This is a genomic window from Agaribacillus sp. DX54, assembly GCF_056858335.1.
This window is the reverse complement of record NZ_JBXEQE010000037.1, coordinates 26,013-46,094: the sequence shown is the minus strand read 5'-3', so window position 1 is coordinate 46,094 and position 20,082 is coordinate 26,013. Positions and strand designations below refer to the sequence as shown.

Annotated in this window: 19 protein-coding genes and 1 pseudogene; 8 read left to right on the top strand and 12 right to left on the bottom strand. The window is 38.5% G+C overall.

From position 1 onward, the window contains the following. Window positions 1-556 precede the first annotated feature (556 nt). Window positions 557-1,126 (top strand): tyrosine-type recombinase/integrase, encoded by a 570-nt coding sequence (locus AC04NP_RS26385; RefSeq protein WP_482863076.1) that lies wholly within the window; start codon window positions 557-559, stop codon window positions 1,124-1,126. Here AC04NP_RS26385 and AC04NP_RS26380 read toward each other — a convergent pair. Then, window positions 1,123-2,253, bottom strand: a complete 1,131-nt coding sequence (locus AC04NP_RS26380; protein ID WP_482863075.1) for a hypothetical protein — start codon at window positions 2,251-2,253, stop codon at window positions 1,123-1,125. The genes AC04NP_RS26385 and AC04NP_RS26380 overlap by 4 nt on opposite strands. Before the next feature lie 172 nt (window positions 2,254-2,425). On the opposite strand from AC04NP_RS26380, the gene AC04NP_RS26375 reads away from it, so the two are divergent. Then, a complete protein-coding gene (locus AC04NP_RS26375) occupies window positions 2,426-4,381 on the top strand; it encodes a tape measure protein (RefSeq protein WP_482863074.1) in 1,956 nt (651 codons plus the stop codon). A 230-nt stretch (window positions 4,382-4,611) separates the two neighbouring features. Here the strand turns inward: AC04NP_RS26375 and AC04NP_RS26370 are convergent, their stop codons facing one another. Both AC04NP_RS26370 and AC04NP_RS26365 read right to left on the bottom strand, forming a co-directional pair. Then, on the bottom strand, window positions 4,612-5,085 hold the full coding sequence (locus AC04NP_RS26370; RefSeq protein ID WP_482863073.1) for a hypothetical protein: 474 nt from the start codon (window positions 5,083-5,085) through the stop codon (window positions 4,612-4,614). A 29-nt stretch (window positions 5,086-5,114) separates the two neighbouring features. Then, complete coding sequence (locus AC04NP_RS26365) at window positions 5,115-5,534, bottom strand: hypothetical protein (protein WP_482863072.1); 420 nt, start codon at window positions 5,532-5,534, stop codon at window positions 5,115-5,117. A gap of 390 nt (window positions 5,535-5,924) precedes the next feature. Between AC04NP_RS26365 and AC04NP_RS26360 the strand changes: the two genes are divergently transcribed. From AC04NP_RS26360 to AC04NP_RS26345, 4 genes are all read left to right on the top strand, one after another. Beyond that, window positions 5,925-6,578, top strand: a complete 654-nt coding sequence (locus AC04NP_RS26360; RefSeq protein WP_482863071.1) for a hypothetical protein — start codon at window positions 5,925-5,927, stop codon at window positions 6,576-6,578. Between the two features lie 116 nt (window positions 6,579-6,694). Next, a complete protein-coding gene (locus tag AC04NP_RS26355; protein ID WP_482863070.1) occupies window positions 6,695-6,934 on the top strand; it encodes a hypothetical protein in 240 nt (79 codons plus the stop codon). 65 nt (window positions 6,935-6,999) lie between these two features. Next, complete coding sequence (locus AC04NP_RS26350; RefSeq protein WP_482863069.1) at window positions 7,000-7,212, top strand: helix-turn-helix domain-containing protein; 213 nt, start codon at window positions 7,000-7,002, stop codon at window positions 7,210-7,212. Window positions 7,213-7,277: 65 nt separating this feature from the next. Then, window positions 7,278-8,129: a hypothetical protein gene (locus tag AC04NP_RS26345; RefSeq protein WP_482863068.1), complete on the top strand. Its 852-nt coding sequence runs from the start codon at window positions 7,278-7,280 to the stop codon at window positions 8,127-8,129. Window positions 8,130-8,569: 440 nt separating this feature from the next. On the opposite strand, the gene AC04NP_RS26340 is transcribed toward AC04NP_RS26345, so the two are convergent. The 9 genes and pseudogenes from AC04NP_RS26340 to AC04NP_RS26300 form a co-directional block, all read right to left on the bottom strand. Next, window positions 8,570-9,034 (bottom strand): Fur family transcriptional regulator, encoded by a 465-nt coding sequence (locus AC04NP_RS26340; RefSeq protein ID WP_482863067.1) that lies wholly within the window; start codon window positions 9,032-9,034, stop codon window positions 8,570-8,572. Window positions 9,035-9,131: 97 nt separating this feature from the next. Next, complete coding sequence (locus AC04NP_RS26335; RefSeq protein ID WP_482863066.1) at window positions 9,132-9,458, bottom strand: hypothetical protein; 327 nt, start codon at window positions 9,456-9,458, stop codon at window positions 9,132-9,134. 6 nt (window positions 9,459-9,464) lie between these two features. Beyond that, window positions 9,465-10,813: pseudogene (locus AC04NP_RS26330) on the bottom strand (PepSY-associated TM helix domain-containing protein). Window positions 10,814-10,988: 175 nt separating this feature from the next. Next, window positions 10,989-11,549, bottom strand: coding sequence for a hypothetical protein (locus AC04NP_RS26325; protein WP_482863065.1), 561 nt, complete (start codon window positions 11,547-11,549; stop codon window positions 10,989-10,991). Beyond that, entirely contained in the window at window positions 11,530-12,738 is a 1,209-nt protein-coding gene (locus tag AC04NP_RS26320; RefSeq protein ID WP_482863064.1) for a hypothetical protein, read from the bottom strand. The genes AC04NP_RS26325 and AC04NP_RS26320 overlap by 20 nt, the downstream gene beginning before the upstream one ends. 4 nt (window positions 12,739-12,742) lie before the next feature. After that, window positions 12,743-14,818, bottom strand: coding sequence for a TonB-dependent receptor plug domain-containing protein (locus AC04NP_RS26315; RefSeq protein WP_482863063.1), 2,076 nt, complete (start codon window positions 14,816-14,818; stop codon window positions 12,743-12,745). A gap of 4 nt (window positions 14,819-14,822) precedes the next feature. Next, the gene (locus AC04NP_RS26310) at window positions 14,823-15,410 is read right to left on the bottom strand and encodes a carboxypeptidase-like regulatory domain-containing protein (RefSeq protein ID WP_482863062.1); all 588 of its coding nucleotides are present in this window, start codon (window positions 15,408-15,410) and stop codon (window positions 14,823-14,825) included. An 11-nt stretch (window positions 15,411-15,421) separates the two neighbouring features. Then, entirely contained in the window at window positions 15,422-16,468 is a 1,047-nt protein-coding gene (locus AC04NP_RS26305; RefSeq protein WP_482863061.1) for a FecR family protein, read from the bottom strand. A 56-nt stretch (window positions 16,469-16,524) separates the two neighbouring features. Beyond that, window positions 16,525-17,112 (bottom strand): RNA polymerase sigma-70 factor, encoded by a 588-nt coding sequence (locus tag AC04NP_RS26300; protein WP_482863060.1) that lies wholly within the window; start codon window positions 17,110-17,112, stop codon window positions 16,525-16,527. A gap of 737 nt (window positions 17,113-17,849) precedes the next feature. Between AC04NP_RS26300 and AC04NP_RS26295 the strand changes: the two genes are divergently transcribed. After that, entirely contained in the window at window positions 17,850-18,353 is a 504-nt protein-coding gene (locus AC04NP_RS26295) for an RNA polymerase sigma factor (protein WP_482863059.1), read from the top strand. A 165-nt stretch (window positions 18,354-18,518) separates the two neighbouring features. Further along, on the top strand, window positions 18,519-19,331 hold the full coding sequence (gene lgt, locus AC04NP_RS26290) for a prolipoprotein diacylglyceryl transferase (RefSeq protein ID WP_482863058.1): 813 nt from the start codon (window positions 18,519-18,521) through the stop codon (window positions 19,329-19,331). The last annotated feature ends 751 nt before the right edge of the window (window positions 19,332-20,082 follow it).

The window sequence follows — 20,082 nt, the reverse complement described above, 5'->3', positions numbered from 1 at the left end:
AATGGTTTACAGGAAATACTGGGTCTTGGCAATTAACTTATATCATTGATTGTCAATTTTTTACATAACTGAATTGCGAAAACAGCGCAAAAACCAGAACACCAGATAAACCAAAATTATCTTTACTACGAAACTTGTCGTATGTAAACACCTATTCCTGCGTCCCATGTTGACAGGCTGGCAGACTTTCATTAGATAGTACAATTTTTAGTCTAGCTGTGTGGGCCAGAAAGCAATAAGTATTTGATTAACAGTACATTAATGATTATCGGTAAATTGACAGTCATAGTAGTTTTGTCAACTTAGCAAAAAAAATTAGGGGCCGCCACCCCTTTTCCCATTGGGACATAAAAACCAGGATTACCAAATCAAAAACCTCATTCTCAGTCAATTTAAGCACTATTCAGTGCCAAAATGCCTCCCACCCTATTCAGTAATTTGATTATCTCAGATTTCTCCAGTTGGTCCGGTTACAAAATCCAAATTTCAAGAATACATAATTGACTTAATTCATATTTAAATTGACTAATATCATAAATTAATTTACTTTAGTAAAATGAAGAAAGCTAAGAGAATAAACGAGACAGAACTTAAACAGATGATTGGCAATCTATTGGATCAGAGGGATAGTAAGTATGCTTTATTATTATACACAGCCGCATTAACCGGCCTACGGGTGAGTGATCTGATTAAGGTTACTTGGAATGATCTTCTCAGCAAAGAACAACTATTTAAAGTCCAGGAAGATAAGACTGGAAAGATCCGGACCGTAAATGTCCCTAATGATTTGTTTAAATTTGCTCAGTCTGTTTATCCAGGTTGTGACAAACAAAATTTAGTGTTTTATTCACGGAATGATAACAGTAAACCATTATCCAGGCAGGCCATTGATAACCGAATTAAAGGCCTAGGAAGGCATTTATTTAATCAAGATTATTCGATGCACTCCTTCAGGAAATACTTTGCCTACAAGGTACTAGAAATGGCGCCAAACAGACATATTGGTTTGGAGATTGTCAGAAAAATATTCATGCACTACAGTATTGCAGTTACTGCAGAATACTTAGGAATTGATGATCTGGATCAGAGGGAAGCTGTGATGGAATTGAATTTTAATCTGAATTAAAAAATAGGATCAAATTTAAATTTCCCTTGATACCTATAATATTCTTTTAAAATTTTACTTACTGCAATATTTAATTCTTTGTCACCATTCAATATATTGATAACTTCGTCATCAATTGTATTCAAATCAATAATCATGCACTTTAATGAAACTGAATAGGATATGCCAGATTGACTAACGGCATCCTCAAAAGTTGAGGATTTGTTTCTGTAATATGCCCTCACCAAAGCTGAATTAATCTTCGTTTTTACCAATTCTTTTTGATATTGAATTTTATTATGATCTTTAGTTATATCCCGGTAAAAATTATTAATTAACTTTTGATAATAAGTCGTATTCCAGTCATGCAATTCATTGTACTTGTTAAGTAAAGTTGCAAATTTTTCCGATTTACAAAATGTTATTTTATAAAAACCATCCTCTCCGCCAACAATATAGCGATTTAAGTAGTGAATAGTGTCACTGTTGACCAAAGTAGTATTTTCGGGCCCATTAAAGTGCATCAGATAAATTTCAGTGTCAACAACGGTTAATAGATTAAAATTGTAAAAACACTTATTCTTTTTTCTAGTGGGTAGACTTGATAATTCGTGATGTAAAGCTTTAATCAATCCTGATATTGAATTAAAAATTGCTTTATCATTATTTACATTACCCGAATTCTTTTTTATTTCCTGAGAGGCAAATATCGTCTTATTTACATGGTAGATATCGTTTAAAAATGAATTATTGTGAATTTCATTTTCTATACCTGCCTTCCAATCGGAATTCTTTAACATATAATTCAAAATTCGATCATTTGACCAATTGGATATTGGTAAAGCATCAATATTAGGATCTTTTTTATTAAGACTTTTTGATAAAAATACCCAATCGTTTTCTTCCGATTTTTTGCAACTGATCAATAAAGTGGTAAAAAAAGTTATATCCTGTATGTCCCTGGTTTTGTAAGCAACGATATCAATTTCTCTTACATTACCTGTTACATCATCAACATAGTATCGATTATTGATTATAGTCCAGGAATGACTTGCCAAAATTTCTGAAACATTGAATTCCAAGATAAATCCGGTTTTATGTATATTTTTTCTATACCGCTCTAATTTGTTAGTTTTTTTATTGGTCATTTGATACTATTAGCTGGACAATATTTTTAATATAGCTGGGTTATTCTCGCTATTTAAGCAATTATTCAATTACTTTTTTAGCTCAAATCTAATGGTAAATAGCGTCCTATAAAAGTTGCACTCACTTTTTTACTATACTTAGTCAGAAAGCATAACAAAAAGTGAGAGCGAAATGAATGAAAGTGTAACCTTCGATATACGAATTAAGGATCTTGGATCTAGTGCCCTAGCCAGATTTGCCGCCAATGCAAATAAACATGTCAAAAGAATCCAGAAACTAACCGGTGGCCTTGATAAAGGCCTGGTAGGCACCACCAAAAAGGTAGACAGTCTTACCCGATCATTTAACAAGATAAATTCAAGTTCATCGGGTATTAAAGGCTTAAATAAGGGCCTTAAAACAGCATCAGGACACATGGACCGGATACTTAATAAAGCTAACAAGCTCAAATTAAGTACTAGCAGTAGTACGCGTCCTGGCCGCAGTGGTGGAAGCTTATTTAATCTGGGTGGCTTGGCAACATTAGGTGGCGGTTTCTTAGGCTTTCAGGGAATAAAAAATCTTATTTCATCTGGCGTTGATCTTGAGCAAACTAGAGTTGCATTTGCCACTATGCTAGGATCGGCTGAAAAGGGTAATGAAATGATCAATATGATCAATGATATGGCGAATAGAACTCCATTTATGAATAAGCAACTTTTTGATGCTGGCAAGCTCCTTTTAAACTTCGGTTTGGCTCAGGATAAAGTATTGCCTACCCTTCAGATGTTAGGTGATGTTTCAGGTGGTAATTCTCAACGGTTTCAATCCTTATCGCTAGCATTCGGGCAAATGATGAGTGCTGGCCGACTCATGGGACAGGATCTACTGCAGTTCATTAATGCCGGTTTCAACCCTCTTCAGGAACTTAGTAAGATGACTGGTAAATCCATGGCTGAACTCAAAAAAGAGATGGCCGATGGTGCAATTAGTTCTGATATGGTGGTTTACGCATTCCAGAACGCCACCTCGGAAGGTGGTAAGTTTTTCAAAATGATGGAAAAGCAAAGTCAAACCCTGGGTGGTAAATGGTCAACCTTCGTGGGCAAGCTCCAACTTAAATTTGCCCAATTTTCAGAGGGTACGTTAAAAGGATCGCTGACCAAAGTAGTTGACTGGGGCATTGGCCTGGTTGATCGGCTTGACCCGTTTCTAAACCTCCTTAGCCGGGGGTTTGCCAGAGCAATAGGATGGATTTCTGGTTTCATAGACTTTGTAAAGAATAATTGGGACTGGCTTATTGTATTGACAATAGGTATCTTAGGGGTTGTGACGGCAATAAAAGCCTGGTCAATCGCTCAGGCGGCTTTAAACCTGGTAATGTCCATCAACCCGGTAGGATTGATTATAGGGGCTGTATTAGGCTTAGCAGCCGCGTTTGTATATGTCTATAACAGATCAGAACGGTTTAGGACGGTCCTGGGAGGCTTGTGGGGTGCATTGAAATGGATCTCTGAGGGTATCGGACGGGTATTTACGGATCCCATTGGCGCCATCAAGTCGGCCTGGGAAGGGATCAAGACTTTCATGATCGACCAAATCAAGCCCCTATTGGAAATGGTCGATCTTATTAAAAAAGGTGAGTACCTGACAGCAGCAAAGAAGCTAGGGCAAGTTGCATTTAACTTTTCCCCAGCAGGTATGATCTTTAATGCCAGCAAGAAGATATTCGAGACCCAGGCAGTAAAGAAAGGTGCTCAGGAAGCCAAAGACACCAGGATTGGTCTTCCCTCCTTTTTAACTCGTAAAATGTCTGGTCTCAACGATGATAATTCAGACCTACCAGCCTTCATGACTGGAAAAATGAAAGTTCCTGGTACTAGTCCATCGCTGGCGGGTTTCCAGGGGATACCCGGTACTCAAAACCAACTTGTATCAGTCAAGCATCCTGAAACGCAATCAGCATCTATACAACCAATAGTAGGTAACCAGATCGAAGGTAAATCAATTGTGGTTGCCATTGATGCTCTTATGAAGGATACCCAGATCACTGTTAATGATGGTAGTGATATCAAGGATTTTAAATCCAGGTTGTCAGACGCTTTATTGGAAGTAGTCAAAGATGTGGAAATAAGCTTTTCGAGTTAAGATTATACTTTATTTACTCGATCAGTTCTCACTTTAGCCCTGCCTTTGGTAGGGTTTTTTGATTAATTTATTTCCTTTTTAACCCCTAATGGATTCAAACGCGAGGGCCATTTTGAAACTTTTGAACTGGGGAAGGTCAACCGGAGTCCGGCACATATACACCCAGTACCATTAATCCTTCAATAAAAAAATGGCACCCCATTAAACATAGGATACCATCTTATCTTTGGTTATTCTTTTGTGGATTCGAATTCTATTCCACGCGATTTCAAGTGTTTTTCAATATCTTCTATAAATTCAGCACTTTCACCTCTTTCCAGTAAAAACTCTTTATTTTCCACTATGTACTTATTGCGTTCATCAGTATTTTTTATTGATGCCGCTTTTTTATGAAATTGCATTAAATCATATTGATCTTCAGTCAGTGGTTTATTGGCATCTGGATTATTTTTTTCGATTTCATCCCTCAAAAGTGCCAATTCTTTAATTCTCTCCTCTAACTCACCGACAGTTTCAGTAATCTCTTTTGGATTTGATGATTGTCTGTACTCAAACTCATACTTATCAAGTATTCTCATTACATCCTCAGTTGTAGCAATTTTATCCTTTGGTACTTCCGGAATATTTTCGGATGAATTCTTTTGGTTCTCACCACAAGAAGCTAGCAGTAAGCAACCAAAAAATATTATAGTTATCTTTTTCATGTATATTTATATTTTAGCTTTCGAAATCACTAACAAATTATTGATGTATTTGACATATTTTTGGTAAACGTTCCGGAACCCAATGTCATTACCACTCCAGCAACTTCTTGCTCCAAACGCCACTGATAATAAACGTGACCTCCCAATTTAATAGTTTGAGAAAAACCTGAACATGAATAGGTAGTTGAATAAACATCTACAGATTGAAATGGAATTCTCAAAAGGGCGCCACAACCACCAAAATTCAAAGCTTGAAATAAAGTAACCCACATACAATTTTGTTGGTCATAGCCTAAGCCAATATCAAGATTTACATCACAATATGTCGCGGTGCCTGAAATAGTTGAGATATGTATATTCTCATAGCAAGACAAACCAACAACTGGCTGGTTTTTACCTATAAATGGAATAAGTAAAAATAACGACAAGAAAAGAAGGTACTTAAACATAATTATTTGGTTAATGGTTGAAAATAAAATTGTCTGGTCAAATAAAAAATAAACAGTTAAAAAATGTACCCCCTCGCAAATCCTATTCAAACAATCAAAAAAATGTATCTTCTTAACTATTACCAAAATAATACAATAAATAGAAATATGCAAATATTGAGTAAAAGATTAACAAAGGCTTAGGGCCATACCAAAACCTATCTTTGATTGCATCTGACCTTCTGTATCACTTTAAGAATGAATTATTATGGAATGAACCTAGAACCATCATTATCCCTGGAGTCATCACCTGTTCCTAGGCGCCGGACTGCCCATAGATAGCAAAGACTCTAACAACTTAGTTTTTTTTATTCTATGTTTTATTTTTACCCAGGCTTAAATAAAAACAATATGGACCTTAATCTTAAACTACGCACAAGGATTTTGGAACTTTCCTTACAGCTGGAGAACCGGCTGTCTGAAATACTGAGCATTTTATTCAATATTGAGAAAGATACATCCAAAACTCTTGCATACTCCAGTAAGGCATTAACATTTAAAACCAAAGTTGATATATTAAGGGATCTAGGTATGTTCAATGATTATCCTTACTCCAAAAAATATAACATTGTCTACAATGACTTGATATTCTTCATGGAAGTGAGAAATCAATTTATGCATAATCTGGAGGCAAATAATATCACCGATGTTCTTAACTGGATTCAGAAGCTAACCAATATGAAAAAAAGAATGAAAATCTATGAAAACTTTGGAATTGTAGATGACGGGTCGGAAGAAATGTACTTTAGAGCTTTTGAACAAATGGCTCTTCACATTGATGGCTTGCTTTATGAGTTTAAAAATGAGATAATTGAGGATCAAGAGAGACAATTAGAAGAAAAGTGGATTGCCCTAGATCGTGAGAGGTTTTTAAATGCATTTGAAATGTCATTTAAAGCCTATTACCAAGAGTTAAATAACAAAAATGACAAGAAAGTTTTGAATGATTTCGTGGATTATTTGTTAAAAAATATTGAATTACTATCCAATGAAGACAAGAATTAAAACCAGCCTCACATCTTCTCTCAAGCCTTGATCACAATTTTCAATTTTGACCTGAGAAAGCGTGCTAAGAATGGCCTTTTTATAATCTTGCAACTCATCTACCAGCCAGTGGAATTATGACCCTTAGATCATTTATATTGTTGATCTCCAGCATGGGTAGTTTGTTTAAAAAAATAAGTGCCCAGGAAGGGCACCTATCCAGAAACGGTTTCTCAGGTATTAAGAAAACCCCTTCGGATGGCTCCGAGGGGTTTAATTTATTGGCCGTTGTTACACGGCCTCTTTCAACCAGCTATGGAAAGAAATTTCATATTAAAGGTACCTCATTCCCAGCAACCATTATATACAATACCTAAATATAGTAAAAAAATACGGTCTATAGACCGTTTGTTGAAAAATTATTTTTTGTGAGTTTGAGGTCGTGGAAAACGAAGAAATATTAAAGATTTTTGCTGCCAACGTCAGAAGGCTTAGAAATAAAACAAAACTTACCCAAATTGAATTATCACATAGGGCTGGTATCGACAATCGGCAGCTGCAAAAAATTGAATATGGCGCAACGAACCCTAAGTTAATCACCTTGTACAAACTCTCAAAGGCTCTTGGATGTACATTGGATGACTTGTTATCCTAATTCCTATTTTTTGTAATATATACTTAACTTAGTACCAGCGGATAAAGAAAATACAAATTCCAAACATGACAATAAAAGATAAAATGATTGTAGTTCTTAAGGAACTATATAAGCATAAATATGATGGCAGGAATTATTCAATTTACGATATTTTAGCCGATAAATGTGATCAGATAATTAGTGTAGACGAGGTTCACGATATTGGCAAGAAACTTGAACAACAAGGATATATTAGATTTGCCATGTATAAAGAAGGTGGAGATGGTGCAATAAATTCTGACGGAATTGAATTTGTGGAGTCAATAATTAAAGAAGAATCAAATGACAAATTCATTCTCGGTATGGTGAAAAGGGATTATATTTCAGTTATTTCTGGTCAAGCACCTGAACACTACGAATTTAAGGATAATCTTGAAACCAACCTGTATAATTTAGATTATGAACCAGACCATTTGGTATATCTGAAGGAGCTTGAAAGGACCCTTGAAATTGGTTTGGAAAAACACATCGCAACCTGTAGCCAGCCTAAACCATGCCAAGGTGAAGAATCATTTAAAAACGCCTTGTTTATCACAAGGAGCAAAATTAAAAATTTGAATCAAGACCACCACCCTTTTCCTCCTTACCAACCAGAAGATCCATTTACGCAAGACCAAGAGTTAAACATTAAAACAAAACTGGATCAGATTCTATCTCACTTAGAAAAGATTGAATTAGGTCAACAGGTAACTTTTGATTACTTCGGTGAGGAATTTGAAGATCTTAAAAGATTAATTCCTTTAATTGGCAAAAAGAACTGGTTGGAACTATTTAAAGGAAAGTTATTATCCTGGGGCATCGACAAAATACTCACCGTGGATATGATTAATTCTATTTATAGTACGTTAACTGATGATGATACTAAACTATTGCCATAAGAGTCTTGAAATTGGTGTTAAGTTTTATGTTAAGTTAATGCAAGATTTTGTCTCAATTTTAACAATTACCTATTTTTAATAAAATGATTATCAATTAGTTATATTTAAAACTTGGGATTCATAACCCTGAGGTCACGGGTTCAACTCCCCTCTCCGCTACTTTTGGCACGAAACGTTGAATTTTGTGCCTTTTTGTTCTTGTAGTGTACTCAAGCTCGTTCTGAATCGTGAATTGACAATATTGCTTTCAAACTACTGGGAAAGAACGGATACTCCTGTGAATTGGATAAACCCACAGCTTATAGGGCTTTTATTTAAAAAGCAGAATTCCCTAATGAAATCCATGTAATCCGGATAAATCATCTTATGGTCTCATTGAAAAATGTTTTCCATTACAGTCCCAAGAAACGTTCGTTTTATGGAACCGTAAACATGTTAAGCTATTTACTGCTGAGAAAGGGCTTTCTCTTTTTTCGTCCCATAAAAATAGAGTGAGTGGGATTCAATGGTAACATCAAAGGTTTCCTCAATCGTTTTTTTATGGTTTCTAGGCGCGGATCGCAGAACTCCATGAGCTCCCCCGTGTCGGTTAAGATAACATGGTCATGTTGGCTATGGAAGAAACACTTTTCATAATGGGCCGTTCCTTTTCCGGATTGGCGCTTTCGAACCATTCCTGCCTCGATGAGCAAATCCAGGTTGTCGTAGATGGTCGCCTTGCTTACCCTGTAGTTGTTCAGGCGCATTTTGAAATGGAGGGTATCCACGTCCAGGTGTTCATCATAGGCATAGATTTCCTCCAAAATGGCATAACGTTCCGAGGTCTTGCGCTGCCCGTTTTCCTCAAGGTACTTCGTGAGTACCCTACGTACAATTTCAAATTCTTTTCCGCTGTTCGATGCCAAGGAAATATTCAGATTATTGGTCTTCTAAATTAAGCGTACAGCAAATAAAAATTACCGAAAACCAGATAAGTTTTCCATTTTAATCTACCCTTATCATTTACTTCAAATAGAAAAAATAATACAACGCACCTACATGCATTAGTGTAATGGCTATCAGCAACCATCGCTTTTTGTACTTTAAATATAGCGGCGTAATAAGTAGTATACTGCTAAATACACCAAGCTGAAATTTTAAATCACTTCTATAATTTGCGATTGTTAATTTATCATAACGGTAAGTGGTCTCAAACACTTCATTCGATTGGCTATATTCATGAATGACGTAAAACCAAATGATAACTGTAACATTCACCAATAAAAAAAGTATGGGCAGAATGTATTGCTCGTTAACCTTATTGGGTAATTTTCTTTGCCTTAATTCCATCAGAAATTATGTTCGTTTTTTCACAAGTGCTTTGTATTTCCTTTTTAAAAAAACAACCAAGAATCTTATTAAATAAAACAATAAAGTACCATAAATCGCCAAGGTGATTACGAGCGTTGGTATACTTCCACCAATAGTAATGGTCAAAATATATAACAAGACACAAATTGCCGTAATCCAAAATGACCATAACCAGACTTTTTTGCCGGTGGTTTTGTAATTCACTTTCTTTCTTTGTTTGGATTTGGCCCTTTCCAAATAAAGTACAAACCCTAAAATGGATAATACACCCGAAGTGAGGCCAAAAAAGGAATAAATCACCTTGACCCATATACCTCCAAAATCCCCATAATGCAGCCCCTCCTGAGCATAATAGGCTTTATCGCCCAACGATTTTTCCCTGATATCGTATCGTCCCAACTCACTGTAATCTTTTTTATCTAAAACGATCTCATTTATGTTGTTTTGGTAAGCGGTTTTCGGCACATCTCCTCTTACAGTAACCGTACGGCTTCCATTTTTCGAAGAAGCAATGGACGTGGGAATGAGATCCGGAAATAATGCTCGGGAAACTTCAAACGCTTGAATATAGTCTACAGCATAGGAAATATCCTCTTCTTTGGAAATAGGTTTTTCAGTTCTTTTATATCGCTCGGGGTTCTTTACCTGCAATGCAGGCTGAAGAATGGCTTGAAGTCCGAGCCATGCACCCGTGATGGCGATCATAAGATTGAACAATAGGGTTGTCATACCTATAACCTTATGGTAATCTGCCGACTTTAACCTTAAATTTTTATTCCGGATGGCTCCAAAAAACTGACGTTTCATGAACTCACCGTAAATCAAAATTCCGGTGATCGTGGAGATCAATAAAGCAAGCCCCCAAAACCTACCCAGAACCTGCCCAAAAGACCATTGAACAACCTTACGTGTATATGCCTTATGTAATGATCAAAAGTTTTAAAACGGTTTCTTACGCCTACAATTTTTCCTGTGTAAGGGTTAAAGAATACTTGATAAGCATAAGCTCTAGGGAAAGGATTCCGTTCTATAACGTTAAAACGGACTATCCAATTTTTAGATTTATCAAGAGATGGTGTGATACCAGCAAAATTGGCTTCACCATATTCACTTTTTAGGCTATCAACCAACTGGGTTATATCAGGGTAAAAGTTTGTCGTCTTGTGAGGTGTATTGATTTTGAAATAGTTGGCATTAATAGCCTCATCAATTTCCACTTTAAATAACGCGACTACCCCTGTCACACTTAAAATTGCGATGACTACCCCTGCATACAATCCGACCCAATTGTGGATACTCCAAAGTTTTTTATTGATTCTTTTTGATCCGGACATTTTTTTGGATGAATAGGCTATTTATGGTATTCCACGCTTTTGCCACTGCAAAAAGCAGGTAAACAGGGATAAAAAGACATATGATTCCTTTACTGATCATTCGTAAGAATTGATCCTAAGAAAGATCTTTCCGGTCCTTAGGCCGGAAAGATCTGCTTAAGAATTACAGGTTTTATTACCAAGACAGGTCAATCAAACCAGCTACACTTCCTCCTTCTACGTCAAATGCTTTTTCAACGGCGCCTGTAGTAGGATTATACTTGTAAATTGCATTTTCTGAACCCGTACTGGAGGAGAGATAAACCTCCTCATTGATGACAACAGAAAAGGCAGGCGCGAATCCTCCTTGAGCGGGTAATCCCGCAATATTTTCAACTTCTTGCGTCACTACGTTTATCTTTATCCATCTGCCTACTTCTTCAGTATTGAACAAATTCAAGATCTCAATAAGTTGCGCCCGGCTAAGATTTGCCGGATTTCCGCCTACTGATGCAATAATCTCAAAAACACGTGGTGGGATCTCTGTAATTGCCAAGGCAATTGCAATATCATTGCCAAGGTAGTTAAATAAGAAAGATATCGGAAATAGTTGATTCCGGGGATTAACTTTTAATGCGGGTACAAAACTATAGTCAAGATCAAACTCATTGGATCCTGCCGGTATTCTGAGAAGGCTAGCAGACCTGTTCTGTGGTACAATCCCACTAGCTAAAAAATTAAATATTTCCGTTTTCATCCACATTGTTAGCAAATGGGCTTTTTACCCAATTACTCTGGCCAAGCCCCGGAAATTCTGCCGTTGCGGTAAACTGTCCGGTTCGATAATTCGCTGATTGGAGATATACAGAAGTAAAGGGCACCTCATCGAGATTTAGCGAGACAATATATGTAAACACTTCGTCTCCACGGATCAAAAGATTTCGCATCCGCTGTGGACCGGGTAGCCCCTCGTCGCTCATCGGTATCCGGCCTTCCAGTTGCATGGTCATAGGGTTAAAAACCCCTATTTCTGCCTGACTAGCTTGGGTCGTATAAACACCCGTCGTCGCATCAACGATCGCCGGTCTCCTGATATCTCCCGTAACCACCAGGTTGCCATCATCCACAATTTGACCGTTTCCATTTACTCTTGCTCTTCCAATTCCTTCGGTTCCGTCCGTTGCACCTTCAGTGTAGAGATAGCCATCTAAAATGTCCCATGGAACAAAAGACTGGAATACCTGGCCATCCGTCAGGTCTGCTGTTCCCGAAGGCATTTCGCTAAAATACTTGGCTACAATATTGTTGTTAGGTGTTCTTGCTGTTATGACAAAACCTGTTTTCAATCGCACATCTTCGGCGGCCAGGGTTTGCCAGAACGTGGCACCTATCTGATCGGATGCGCCTGAAAATGTGTAAGGGGCAAATCCGGAGATAAAATTAGCAGCATCGTCCCAGCGGCCAGCGGTGACCGCCTGGTCTACTCTATCCTGGTCTGCAGCTCCCCATTGCACATAATCCAGCAATAGTTCCGGGGCAGTGGAACTGAAGTCATCTGCGGAAGCGAAAAGCCCCAATCCACCACTTTCCAAAGGAAGCGACGTAACGTTTTGCGTACCTGAACCTAGTTTTATGGTGACAGTTTCATTAGTTGATAATAATAAGTCCCCCACGATATCCGCGTAGTTACTGATAGCATTGTATCGATCAGGCCCCAGGCATAGCCGATAGTCTGAAATGTCTATTTCCGATGTGCCAAAATTGCTAATTACCAAAGAATCTCCTTCCGGGTCTACTAGCGAGAATCGGACTAGCCCTTCTTCTGTTGTTGTAGTCATCCCATCATCGTCATCGTTGCATGAGACAATGGTTAGCATGGACATTCCTGCAATGATAAGGGCCATGACTGGCATCTTTATCCATCGGGAGTAAAAAAGTGTATACATAATTTTAAAATATTTGATAGTTTACTTTGAATTGAAAGTTTCTGTTTGGCTTGGGTACTCTCCAGTTGTCGAATAGCTCAAAATCATTGGTTAGGTTGTTTACCTGGAAGGACAGGCTTAGTTGATTACCCGGTGAGAAATAGCCTATACCCAGGTTGAATTCATTTTGAATCGGAACAAGAGAAAATGGTTCAGGTTCACCATTACTTGGTTCATCGGTAATACTAAACTCCTGAACATGAAACCACGACCCATACAGTACTACATTTGGGAGTGTACTTTTCAAACTTTTGATTCCAAGATTTAACTGAAGATTATGAAAGAAGGAGGGGGTATTGGGAAAACGGGACCCGATAAACGACGGATCTTGAAAGATGAGGTTTTCCGGATTGAACGCCTGGTATGTGCGTTTCTGACTGGTCAAATTAAACCCGATGTTCGAGTAATCATCTCTTGTGACTTTAAGGCTCCACTCCATACCCAGGGACCTTACCTCCCTATTATTCCTGAATTGTTGAAAAGCCCCATCCGGACTCAACCAGATCAGGTCTTTGGTATCCCGAATAAAACCATCTAGTGAGGTATTAATGCTGAAAAGCTTATCGAGCTTTTTCTCGTAGGTGATCCCAAGGTTAAAATTGTTGGATTGCTCCGGCCTTAAATTAAAATTGGGGTTAATGTTTATGAAATCACCATACACTTCTCTCTCAGTAGGGATGCGTACGGCATACTCGTAACTACCTCTAACAAAGAAATGATCTGTAAATAAATATTTCAGGGCACCTCCATAACCTGTCGTTTGATCTTCTACTTCCAACGTAATTACATTATTAAAAGGATCGACCGTCTCCGCATTGTAGAAGTACTGCTTGCCAAAGACGACAGAGGTTAGCTTTTTATTAAACCAATCACCTCTCCATTCGATGGATGCAATGTTCTTTGTAAAGAAGGAGGGTAACTCGTTTCGATTTATCAATTCTCCATCGATCTCAAAGAAAGGATTGATGTTATCTTTCCTGAGAAACCTGGACCTAGCGTAGAAATTATTGATGCTTAGTTTATGGCGATCATTAATGCGGTAAATAACTCCTAGCCGATGTGCATGATTGAGACCTTCTGTTTCTTGATCCAAGGGTTCTATGGGTCGCGGAGCAGGAATTATTTCTTTTTCCCAGTTGATCCTGTTCAAATTATCATTCTTCGTTGATTGTACTGAATTAGAAATAACTCCCCTGTATCTCAATTCCAGTTTTTCATCGAGAAAACCCTTTACATAGGTTAGGCTATGTTTAATAGCCGTTGTTTCTCCTGTTCGTCCAAGCAGCGCGTAACCGAGGGTAATGTCCAATGTCTGTATCTCATCGAATCGGTTGGAAAAATTACTACTGAATGATAGCTGGTCGGCCCAGCTTAAATCGTACCAATGCAGACCGGCTTGCATAAAGGATGACCTGTGGGCGTTATGAAACCTTCTTACCTTGTCAAGGGTATCTACCCTGATAACTGGTATGAGGTCGCCACTAAAACGATCAGGGATAGAATCAACGACAATGTTTCGGATATTGGCAAGCTGAAAGTTGTTATCTGAGTAGTTATGATACCCTTCCAGCGAGACCGCAAAATGATCATTAATTTTTTTGCTGCCCAAAGCAGACACACGATGCGTATTAAATGAGCCTACCTGGTAGCTTAGCTCTAGCTCATCGTTGTATAATTTTTTAGAAACGATATTGACCGCACCGCCCAGTGCATCCGTTCCTTTGTCTGCCGGTAATACTCCTTTGTATACTTCCAGCCGATCGATCACAGATCCCGGTAAATTGTTAAGGTCGTATCCTCCCCCGAGATACTCCACGGGAAAGCCGTCTATGTATATCCTCACAGCGTTACCCGATAGTCCGTTGAGGTTCACGCTTGCATTGCTTCCAAGCCCTCCCGTACGCCTGACCAGTACTCCGGGTGCGGTCCTCAGCATTTCAGCAGCACCTATAGATTGTATTTGAAATGCTTTGGCATCGATGGTATTTATTTTGATAGGCTCTAGTGAAATTTCTTTGGCGATAGAAACGCCTCTGACCACTACCTCATTTAATACATTCCGTAGACGCCTTAAGTTGATTTGAGAAAGAAGTTGTACCTCCGGAATTGACTTTCACTTGAATTCGGGCCGTCTCATACCCTATAAAGGAGACCTCAATGGTGTGATCTCCCGAAGGAACACCTTCTAGGTTTACCTTTCCGTTCTGGTCCGTAATGTTGCCCATAGAGGTGCCGAGCAACCTCACTGTCACACCCGGTAATGGATCGTTGTTTTCATCTCGTATTGCTCCTTCCAGCCTTCCTTTTCCCAATTTACCGAACACACGCTTCACCAATATGGCATTACCACTGACTCGCAGCGTTATAACATCGTCACCCCATAATTCATTGATAACTTCACCCATTTTTACCTGTTGAAAATCTTTGGAGACCGTGCGCTCCTTTGGCAGCTCAGAAGGCCGGTAGTTAATGGTAGTATTTGTCTGCTTCATCAACTGGTCGAGCGCATCCGCTACAGCACTATGCTCAAAGCGAATGGTTACTTTTTGATTGAGTAGGCCTTCTTGCCCAAAAGCCAGTACCGAAGTAGCTACACAGAATACCAGAGTACCTATTGTTTTTATAGAAGTCATGGTTATAGCCTTCAGTAAATAGTTACTCTGTTGTCATGTATCTCGTATTCAAACTCTCCTAGAAAGCTCAATGCATCCATGACTGCTTCGAGGGATGGGTCCTCCATAGACAATTTAAAGTCACGGGTCATTAAGTGGGTATTTTTAACGGACACTTGAATATCATACCAAGGCTCAAGTACGTCTATGACCTTCGCCAAGGTGTAATCGTCAAATACCAAATGATTTTCTATCCAGGCAGTGAGCATATCCGCGTCAACCTCACTTTTCGCAATGTTTTTGCCAGCATCGAGAACGGCTCTTTCATTCGCCTTAAGTGTTACGAGATTATCATTTTGATCTTTTTCAGAAAAAGCCACCTTCCCGCTTGTTACGATAATCTCCGTTTCTCCCTGTTTGCGGCTGGTATTTATATCAAAGGAAGTACCCGAGACCTGGGTTTTTGAGTGCTCGGTATAGATGATGAAGGGCTTATCCGGATTTCTGGCCACATCAAAATGGGCGCGCCCTTCCAAATACGCTACCCGTTCGGTATCCGAAAAGCGTTCCGGGAATTTTAATAGACTCTCTGAATTTAGGTGTACCGTGGAACCATCGGGAAGCGTAAGGGTTGGTCTTTCCCCTCTTTTTGATTTCTTGGTGGTATAGCCTTTCCATGAAACCACGGTATCCTTCTGTTGGCTGTCTAACGGATTTAGAAACCAAAAGGCAGCCGTTCCCACAGCTATGAAAAGACCGATTGCCAGGAAAGCGGCGATGGAAATGCGGGCAAGGCTGCGATACATTGGAATTGTCCCGGAAACTTTGGCATTTCTGTTGGAACCAAATCGATCCAACGTTTTTAGGCGTTCATATTCCTTATCCGCTCTTTGGAGACTGATTTTGTTGGTTTGTTTTATTCTTTTCCAGGTCCTTTCATCCATTTCGGAAAGAACATTTTCCGAAAGTTCTGAGGGCTCATCTTCCGACGACGCCATCCAATTTTCCACAAACACCCGCTCTTCTTCGGTACATTGACCAGAATAATACTTTAATATAAGCTGTTTTGTTATTTTCATGGCATAGGGAATTAGATTGCCTTATACCCCTATGTCGTTTTAGATGGAAGTAAACCCTACCCTATGAAGAAAATAAAAGTGAAAGCTCCTTTGATCCCCACCTTTAAGAACCTGATTGCACGTGTCATATGCTTCTCAACAGCTTTTTCGGAAATGTTCAGTCCTGAGGCAATATCCTTATTGGTCATGAACTTTTCCCGTTTTAACCGAAAGACTTCCTGGCAGCGTTTCGGTAATTGTGCTATCAATTGGTCTATTTCCGATTTAAGATTGTTGGCTATTACATTCTCCTCCGTCTCGTTGTGAGAAATCCGGGTAGTTGTCAAAAGTTCTTTCTTGGCTTTCAGTCGGACGGCCTTGGCCCTTAAATGGTTGATAGAAGAAAATTTGACCGCCCTGACTAGATAGGCCTGCAGGGAGGCGTTTATCTCCAAGGATTTCCTGCGTGACCAGATATCGCAAAAAGCGTCATGAACAATACCCTCGGCTATTTCGATGTTACCCACTAGATTATAGGATATGCGGAAAAGTTTTAGGCGGTTTTGACGGTAAAGTAACTCAAGATCATGACTGTTGTGAAGATCAATATCGCCCTGGCCACTTAGGCCTTTATTTCCATTGTTCTTGTTATGGATAATTTTCATTTTACATTTCTGCAGGTAACAAGATAATGACGCAGTCAGCTTGCAATTTTTTTTGAAAACTACAATCCGAAAAATGAAATTCCAAACCTTATTTAGAATAAATCTAAAAAAGGGCGATATTTAATAGTAGTGTTTAAGTTCGATCAAAAGACAATGTAACAGATTGGCTAAAAACCAAACAATAAAATACAGATATTTCCAGGCATTCAAACAAAAGCATCTAATGGCCAGACATTTGTGTCAATGGTTACGAGGGGATCCACGAGATTGCCAAATGATAATACTGCCGAGGCGATCGGAGCAAAATTGAATAATTTTCAAAATAATGTCTGCTATAGCGTTTCGATCGATTTAGCATTTTCAATGGAAGCTGTTTTTTATGGAGATCAAACAATCAGGTATGATGATCCACTGGAATTAAAGGTTTGGGTATCTGAAGAACAGTGTCAAAAAAGCACTTTACTTTGGACTTCTCCGATTATAGATCGGACAGATTGGCGCACTTAATCTGAACAAAATTCTTCAGGAAGACCGTAACCTGCTCAAAAGGCTTGCTCAATGATCGATATTTAGGAGGTCCTCAAAATCTGCTAGATTAGGATTTTGGCTAAATAAATGTAGGCCATCATTGTGGTGTGTGGCGAACTATTAGCGAACACTTCTAACTAAAAAAATTCATCTATCTGTGACAATTCCTGAAATTTTGCTACTAATACAATATAAAGCAGTAGTTTAAAATGAAATTGGAAAAGCGTCACTTTATTCAAATCATAAATCAAAATAAAGGCACCATCAGAAGCCTCTGTAAAGTTTATTATGCGAGTAGCGAAGACCAAAAAGATGCTTTTCAAGACATCATTCTGCAACTTTGGAAATCATTCGAAACATTTCGCGGAAAATCTAAAATCAGCACCTGGATTTATCGGGTAAGTCTTAACACGATTCTTACTAAAAAAAGAAGAGATAAGAAATCGATCTCCGTTGAGCCGATTGATACATTTCATCAAAATGCTTGTACTGCCAAAGCTGATGATAATCTTGAGCTTCTTTACATTATCATCCAAACATTAAAAGATATCGACAAGGCGATTGTAGTGCTACATCTGGAAGGTTACCAAAACAAAGAAATCGCTGAAATCCTAAAGGTGTCTCCAACTAACGTCGCTACCCGCTTCAACCGATTAAAATTGAAATTAAAAATGAAATTTAACAATAAGTCTCATGCAACTAAACGACCTTAAACCGGCCTGGAAACAACTTAAACTTTTGAATGCCCTGAATACCATAGAATCAAATGAAATTCTATCAATTATCGATAGTCGAGAGAATATGAATAAAACCAAACTACAACGGGTTCTCCTAAACATAGTCATTTTCATTGCCATAACAATTTTCTGCCAGGGCGGATGATTTCATATATTACCTGGGATATAGATCCTAGCATATTTCATGAGTCTGAGTTTTTGAGATGGTATGGAGTCTGTTGGGTTTTAGGAATACTCCTGGGTTATAAAATCATGCTTAAAGTTTACAAATCAGAAGATACTCCAACTATTGAACTTGACAAACTCACAATTTATGTCATGTTGGGAGCTATCCTTGGCGCTCGTTTGGGTCATATTTTATTTTACGATCCGATTTACTATTGGAACAATCCAATTGAAATTCTCCCTTTTAGAATCAACCCAACTTTTGAATTCACTGGTCTGGCAGGCCTTGCAAGTCATGGTGGAATTTTAGGGGCTACACTGGCTCTTTACTTTTACAAAAGAAAGTTTAAGACAGGCTATTTATGGCTTCTGGACAGATTGACGATAGCTGGAGCTGCATTAGGAGGATTCATTAGACTGGGTAACTTAATGAACTCCGAAATAATCGGAATTCCTTCCAACCTTCCGTGGGCCTTTGTATTCACGAGGGTAGATCAGATTCCAAGACACCCATCGCAACTTTATGAAGCTATATTCTACTTACTAGTGAGTATTGTATTGTACTTCATTTGGAAGTCAAAAAAACGCTACAAAAACACCGGATTCATTTTTGGGCTGGGGATGACATTGATATTTGCTCAGAGATTCTCGATTGAATTTTTGAAAGAAAACCAGGTTCCATTTGAGGAGAACCTAACCTTGAATATAGGACAAATTTTAAGTATTCCATTGGTTTTGATTGGTATATTCTTGATGATGCGGAGCTTGAAAAGTTCGCGAATCGAGTAGATGGCTCCGCCAGCAGTAACTGACGGTGTGCGCCTCTCGCACTATCCCGAATGCTTTAGAAATGACTCGTTGAATCTTGGTTTGTCAAACGCTTTTTTGATAAACGGTTCAAATATTATCAATTACGATACTCGTAAAAAATTTGGAGCCAAACCGGAAATTTCTTAAGCCAAACTTGAAAATGTTAAAACATCCTTCAGATCCGGGACGACCAAGTTCGATACCTGCCCCCTCGCCACTACTATAAATGGCCCATACGCACAGTATAGGACTTTTTTAGTGGTTCTTGTTCTCCCATTGTTCCACATAAGCGATAAATAATCATTTTTCAGGGTGAAAATTAGGTTAAGCAGGGGCAAATATCAAAAACTGAAATATTCCAGCCTTTTTCTTTCTTCTGCGTTCTCTGATTGGGGTATACTGCCGCCCAAGCTGTTAATTTTATCTGCCGGGTCCTTTCATTTAGATATTAGAATTTTATTCTAGATATTCTATCTTGATTTCAGTGGTATCATTTGGAAGTAATTGGCTTGACTTCACCAAAGTAATTTTAATGGGATAGTCACCATCATATTCATACTGATAATTTTCTTTGAGAATGGTGCCATCGGCTAAAGATATTGTTTCTTCTACTATATTGTTTTTGTTTATTTACTGCACAACTTCGGAGGTGAGGACCGGTGGAATAACCTGAAATGGATTGGTTTTGTCATCATATTTAAAATCCGATCTTTTTTCCAGGTCAGGAGAT

Bases quoted from the DNA above. Each gene is read 5' to 3' on its own strand.
- AC04NP_RS26300 (WP_482863060.1), bottom strand. From the start codon at position 17,112: ATGAAAATTATCCATAACAAGAACAATGGAAATAAAGGCCTAAGTGGC.
- AC04NP_RS26320 (WP_482863064.1), bottom strand. From the start codon at position 12,738: ATGTATACACTTTTTTACTCCCGATGGATAAAGATGCCAGTCATGGCC.
- AC04NP_RS26370 (WP_482863073.1), bottom strand. From the start codon at position 5,085: ATGAAAAAGATAACTATAATATTTTTTGGTTGCTTACTGCTAGCTTCT.
- AC04NP_RS26325 (WP_482863065.1), bottom strand. From the start codon at position 11,549: ATGAAAACGGAAATATTTAATTTTTTAGCTAGTGGGATTGTACCACAG.
- AC04NP_RS26385 (WP_482863076.1), top strand. From the start codon at position 557: ATGAAGAAAGCTAAGAGAATAAACGAGACAGAACTTAAACAGATGATT.
- AC04NP_RS26375 (WP_482863074.1), top strand. From the start codon at position 2,426: ATGAATGAAAGTGTAACCTTCGATATACGAATTAAGGATCTTGGATCT.
- AC04NP_RS26365 (WP_482863072.1), bottom strand. From the start codon at position 5,534: ATGTTTAAGTACCTTCTTTTCTTGTCGTTATTTTTACTTATTCCATTT.
- AC04NP_RS26310 (WP_482863062.1), bottom strand. From the start codon at position 15,410: ATGACTTCTATAAAAACAATAGGTACTCTGGTATTCTGTGTAGCTACT.
- AC04NP_RS26380 (WP_482863075.1), bottom strand. From the start codon at position 2,253: ATGACCAATAAAAAAACTAACAAATTAGAGCGGTATAGAAAAAATATA.
- AC04NP_RS26305 (WP_482863061.1), bottom strand. From the start codon at position 16,468: ATGAAAATAACAAAACAGCTTATATTAAAGTATTATTCTGGTCAATGT.
- AC04NP_RS26295 (WP_482863059.1), top strand. From the start codon at position 17,850: ATGAAATTGGAAAAGCGTCACTTTATTCAAATCATAAATCAAAATAAA.
- AC04NP_RS26360 (WP_482863071.1), top strand. From the start codon at position 5,925: ATGGACCTTAATCTTAAACTACGCACAAGGATTTTGGAACTTTCCTTA.
- AC04NP_RS26335 (WP_482863066.1), bottom strand. From the start codon at position 9,458: ATGGAATTAAGGCAAAGAAAATTACCCAATAAGGTTAACGAGCAATAC.
- AC04NP_RS26355 (WP_482863070.1), top strand. From the start codon at position 6,695: ATGACCCTTAGATCATTTATATTGTTGATCTCCAGCATGGGTAGTTTG.
- lgt (WP_482863058.1), top strand. From the start codon at position 18,519: ATGATTTCATATATTACCTGGGATATAGATCCTAGCATATTTCATGAG.
- AC04NP_RS26345 (WP_482863068.1), top strand. From the start codon at position 7,278: ATGACAATAAAAGATAAAATGATTGTAGTTCTTAAGGAACTATATAAG.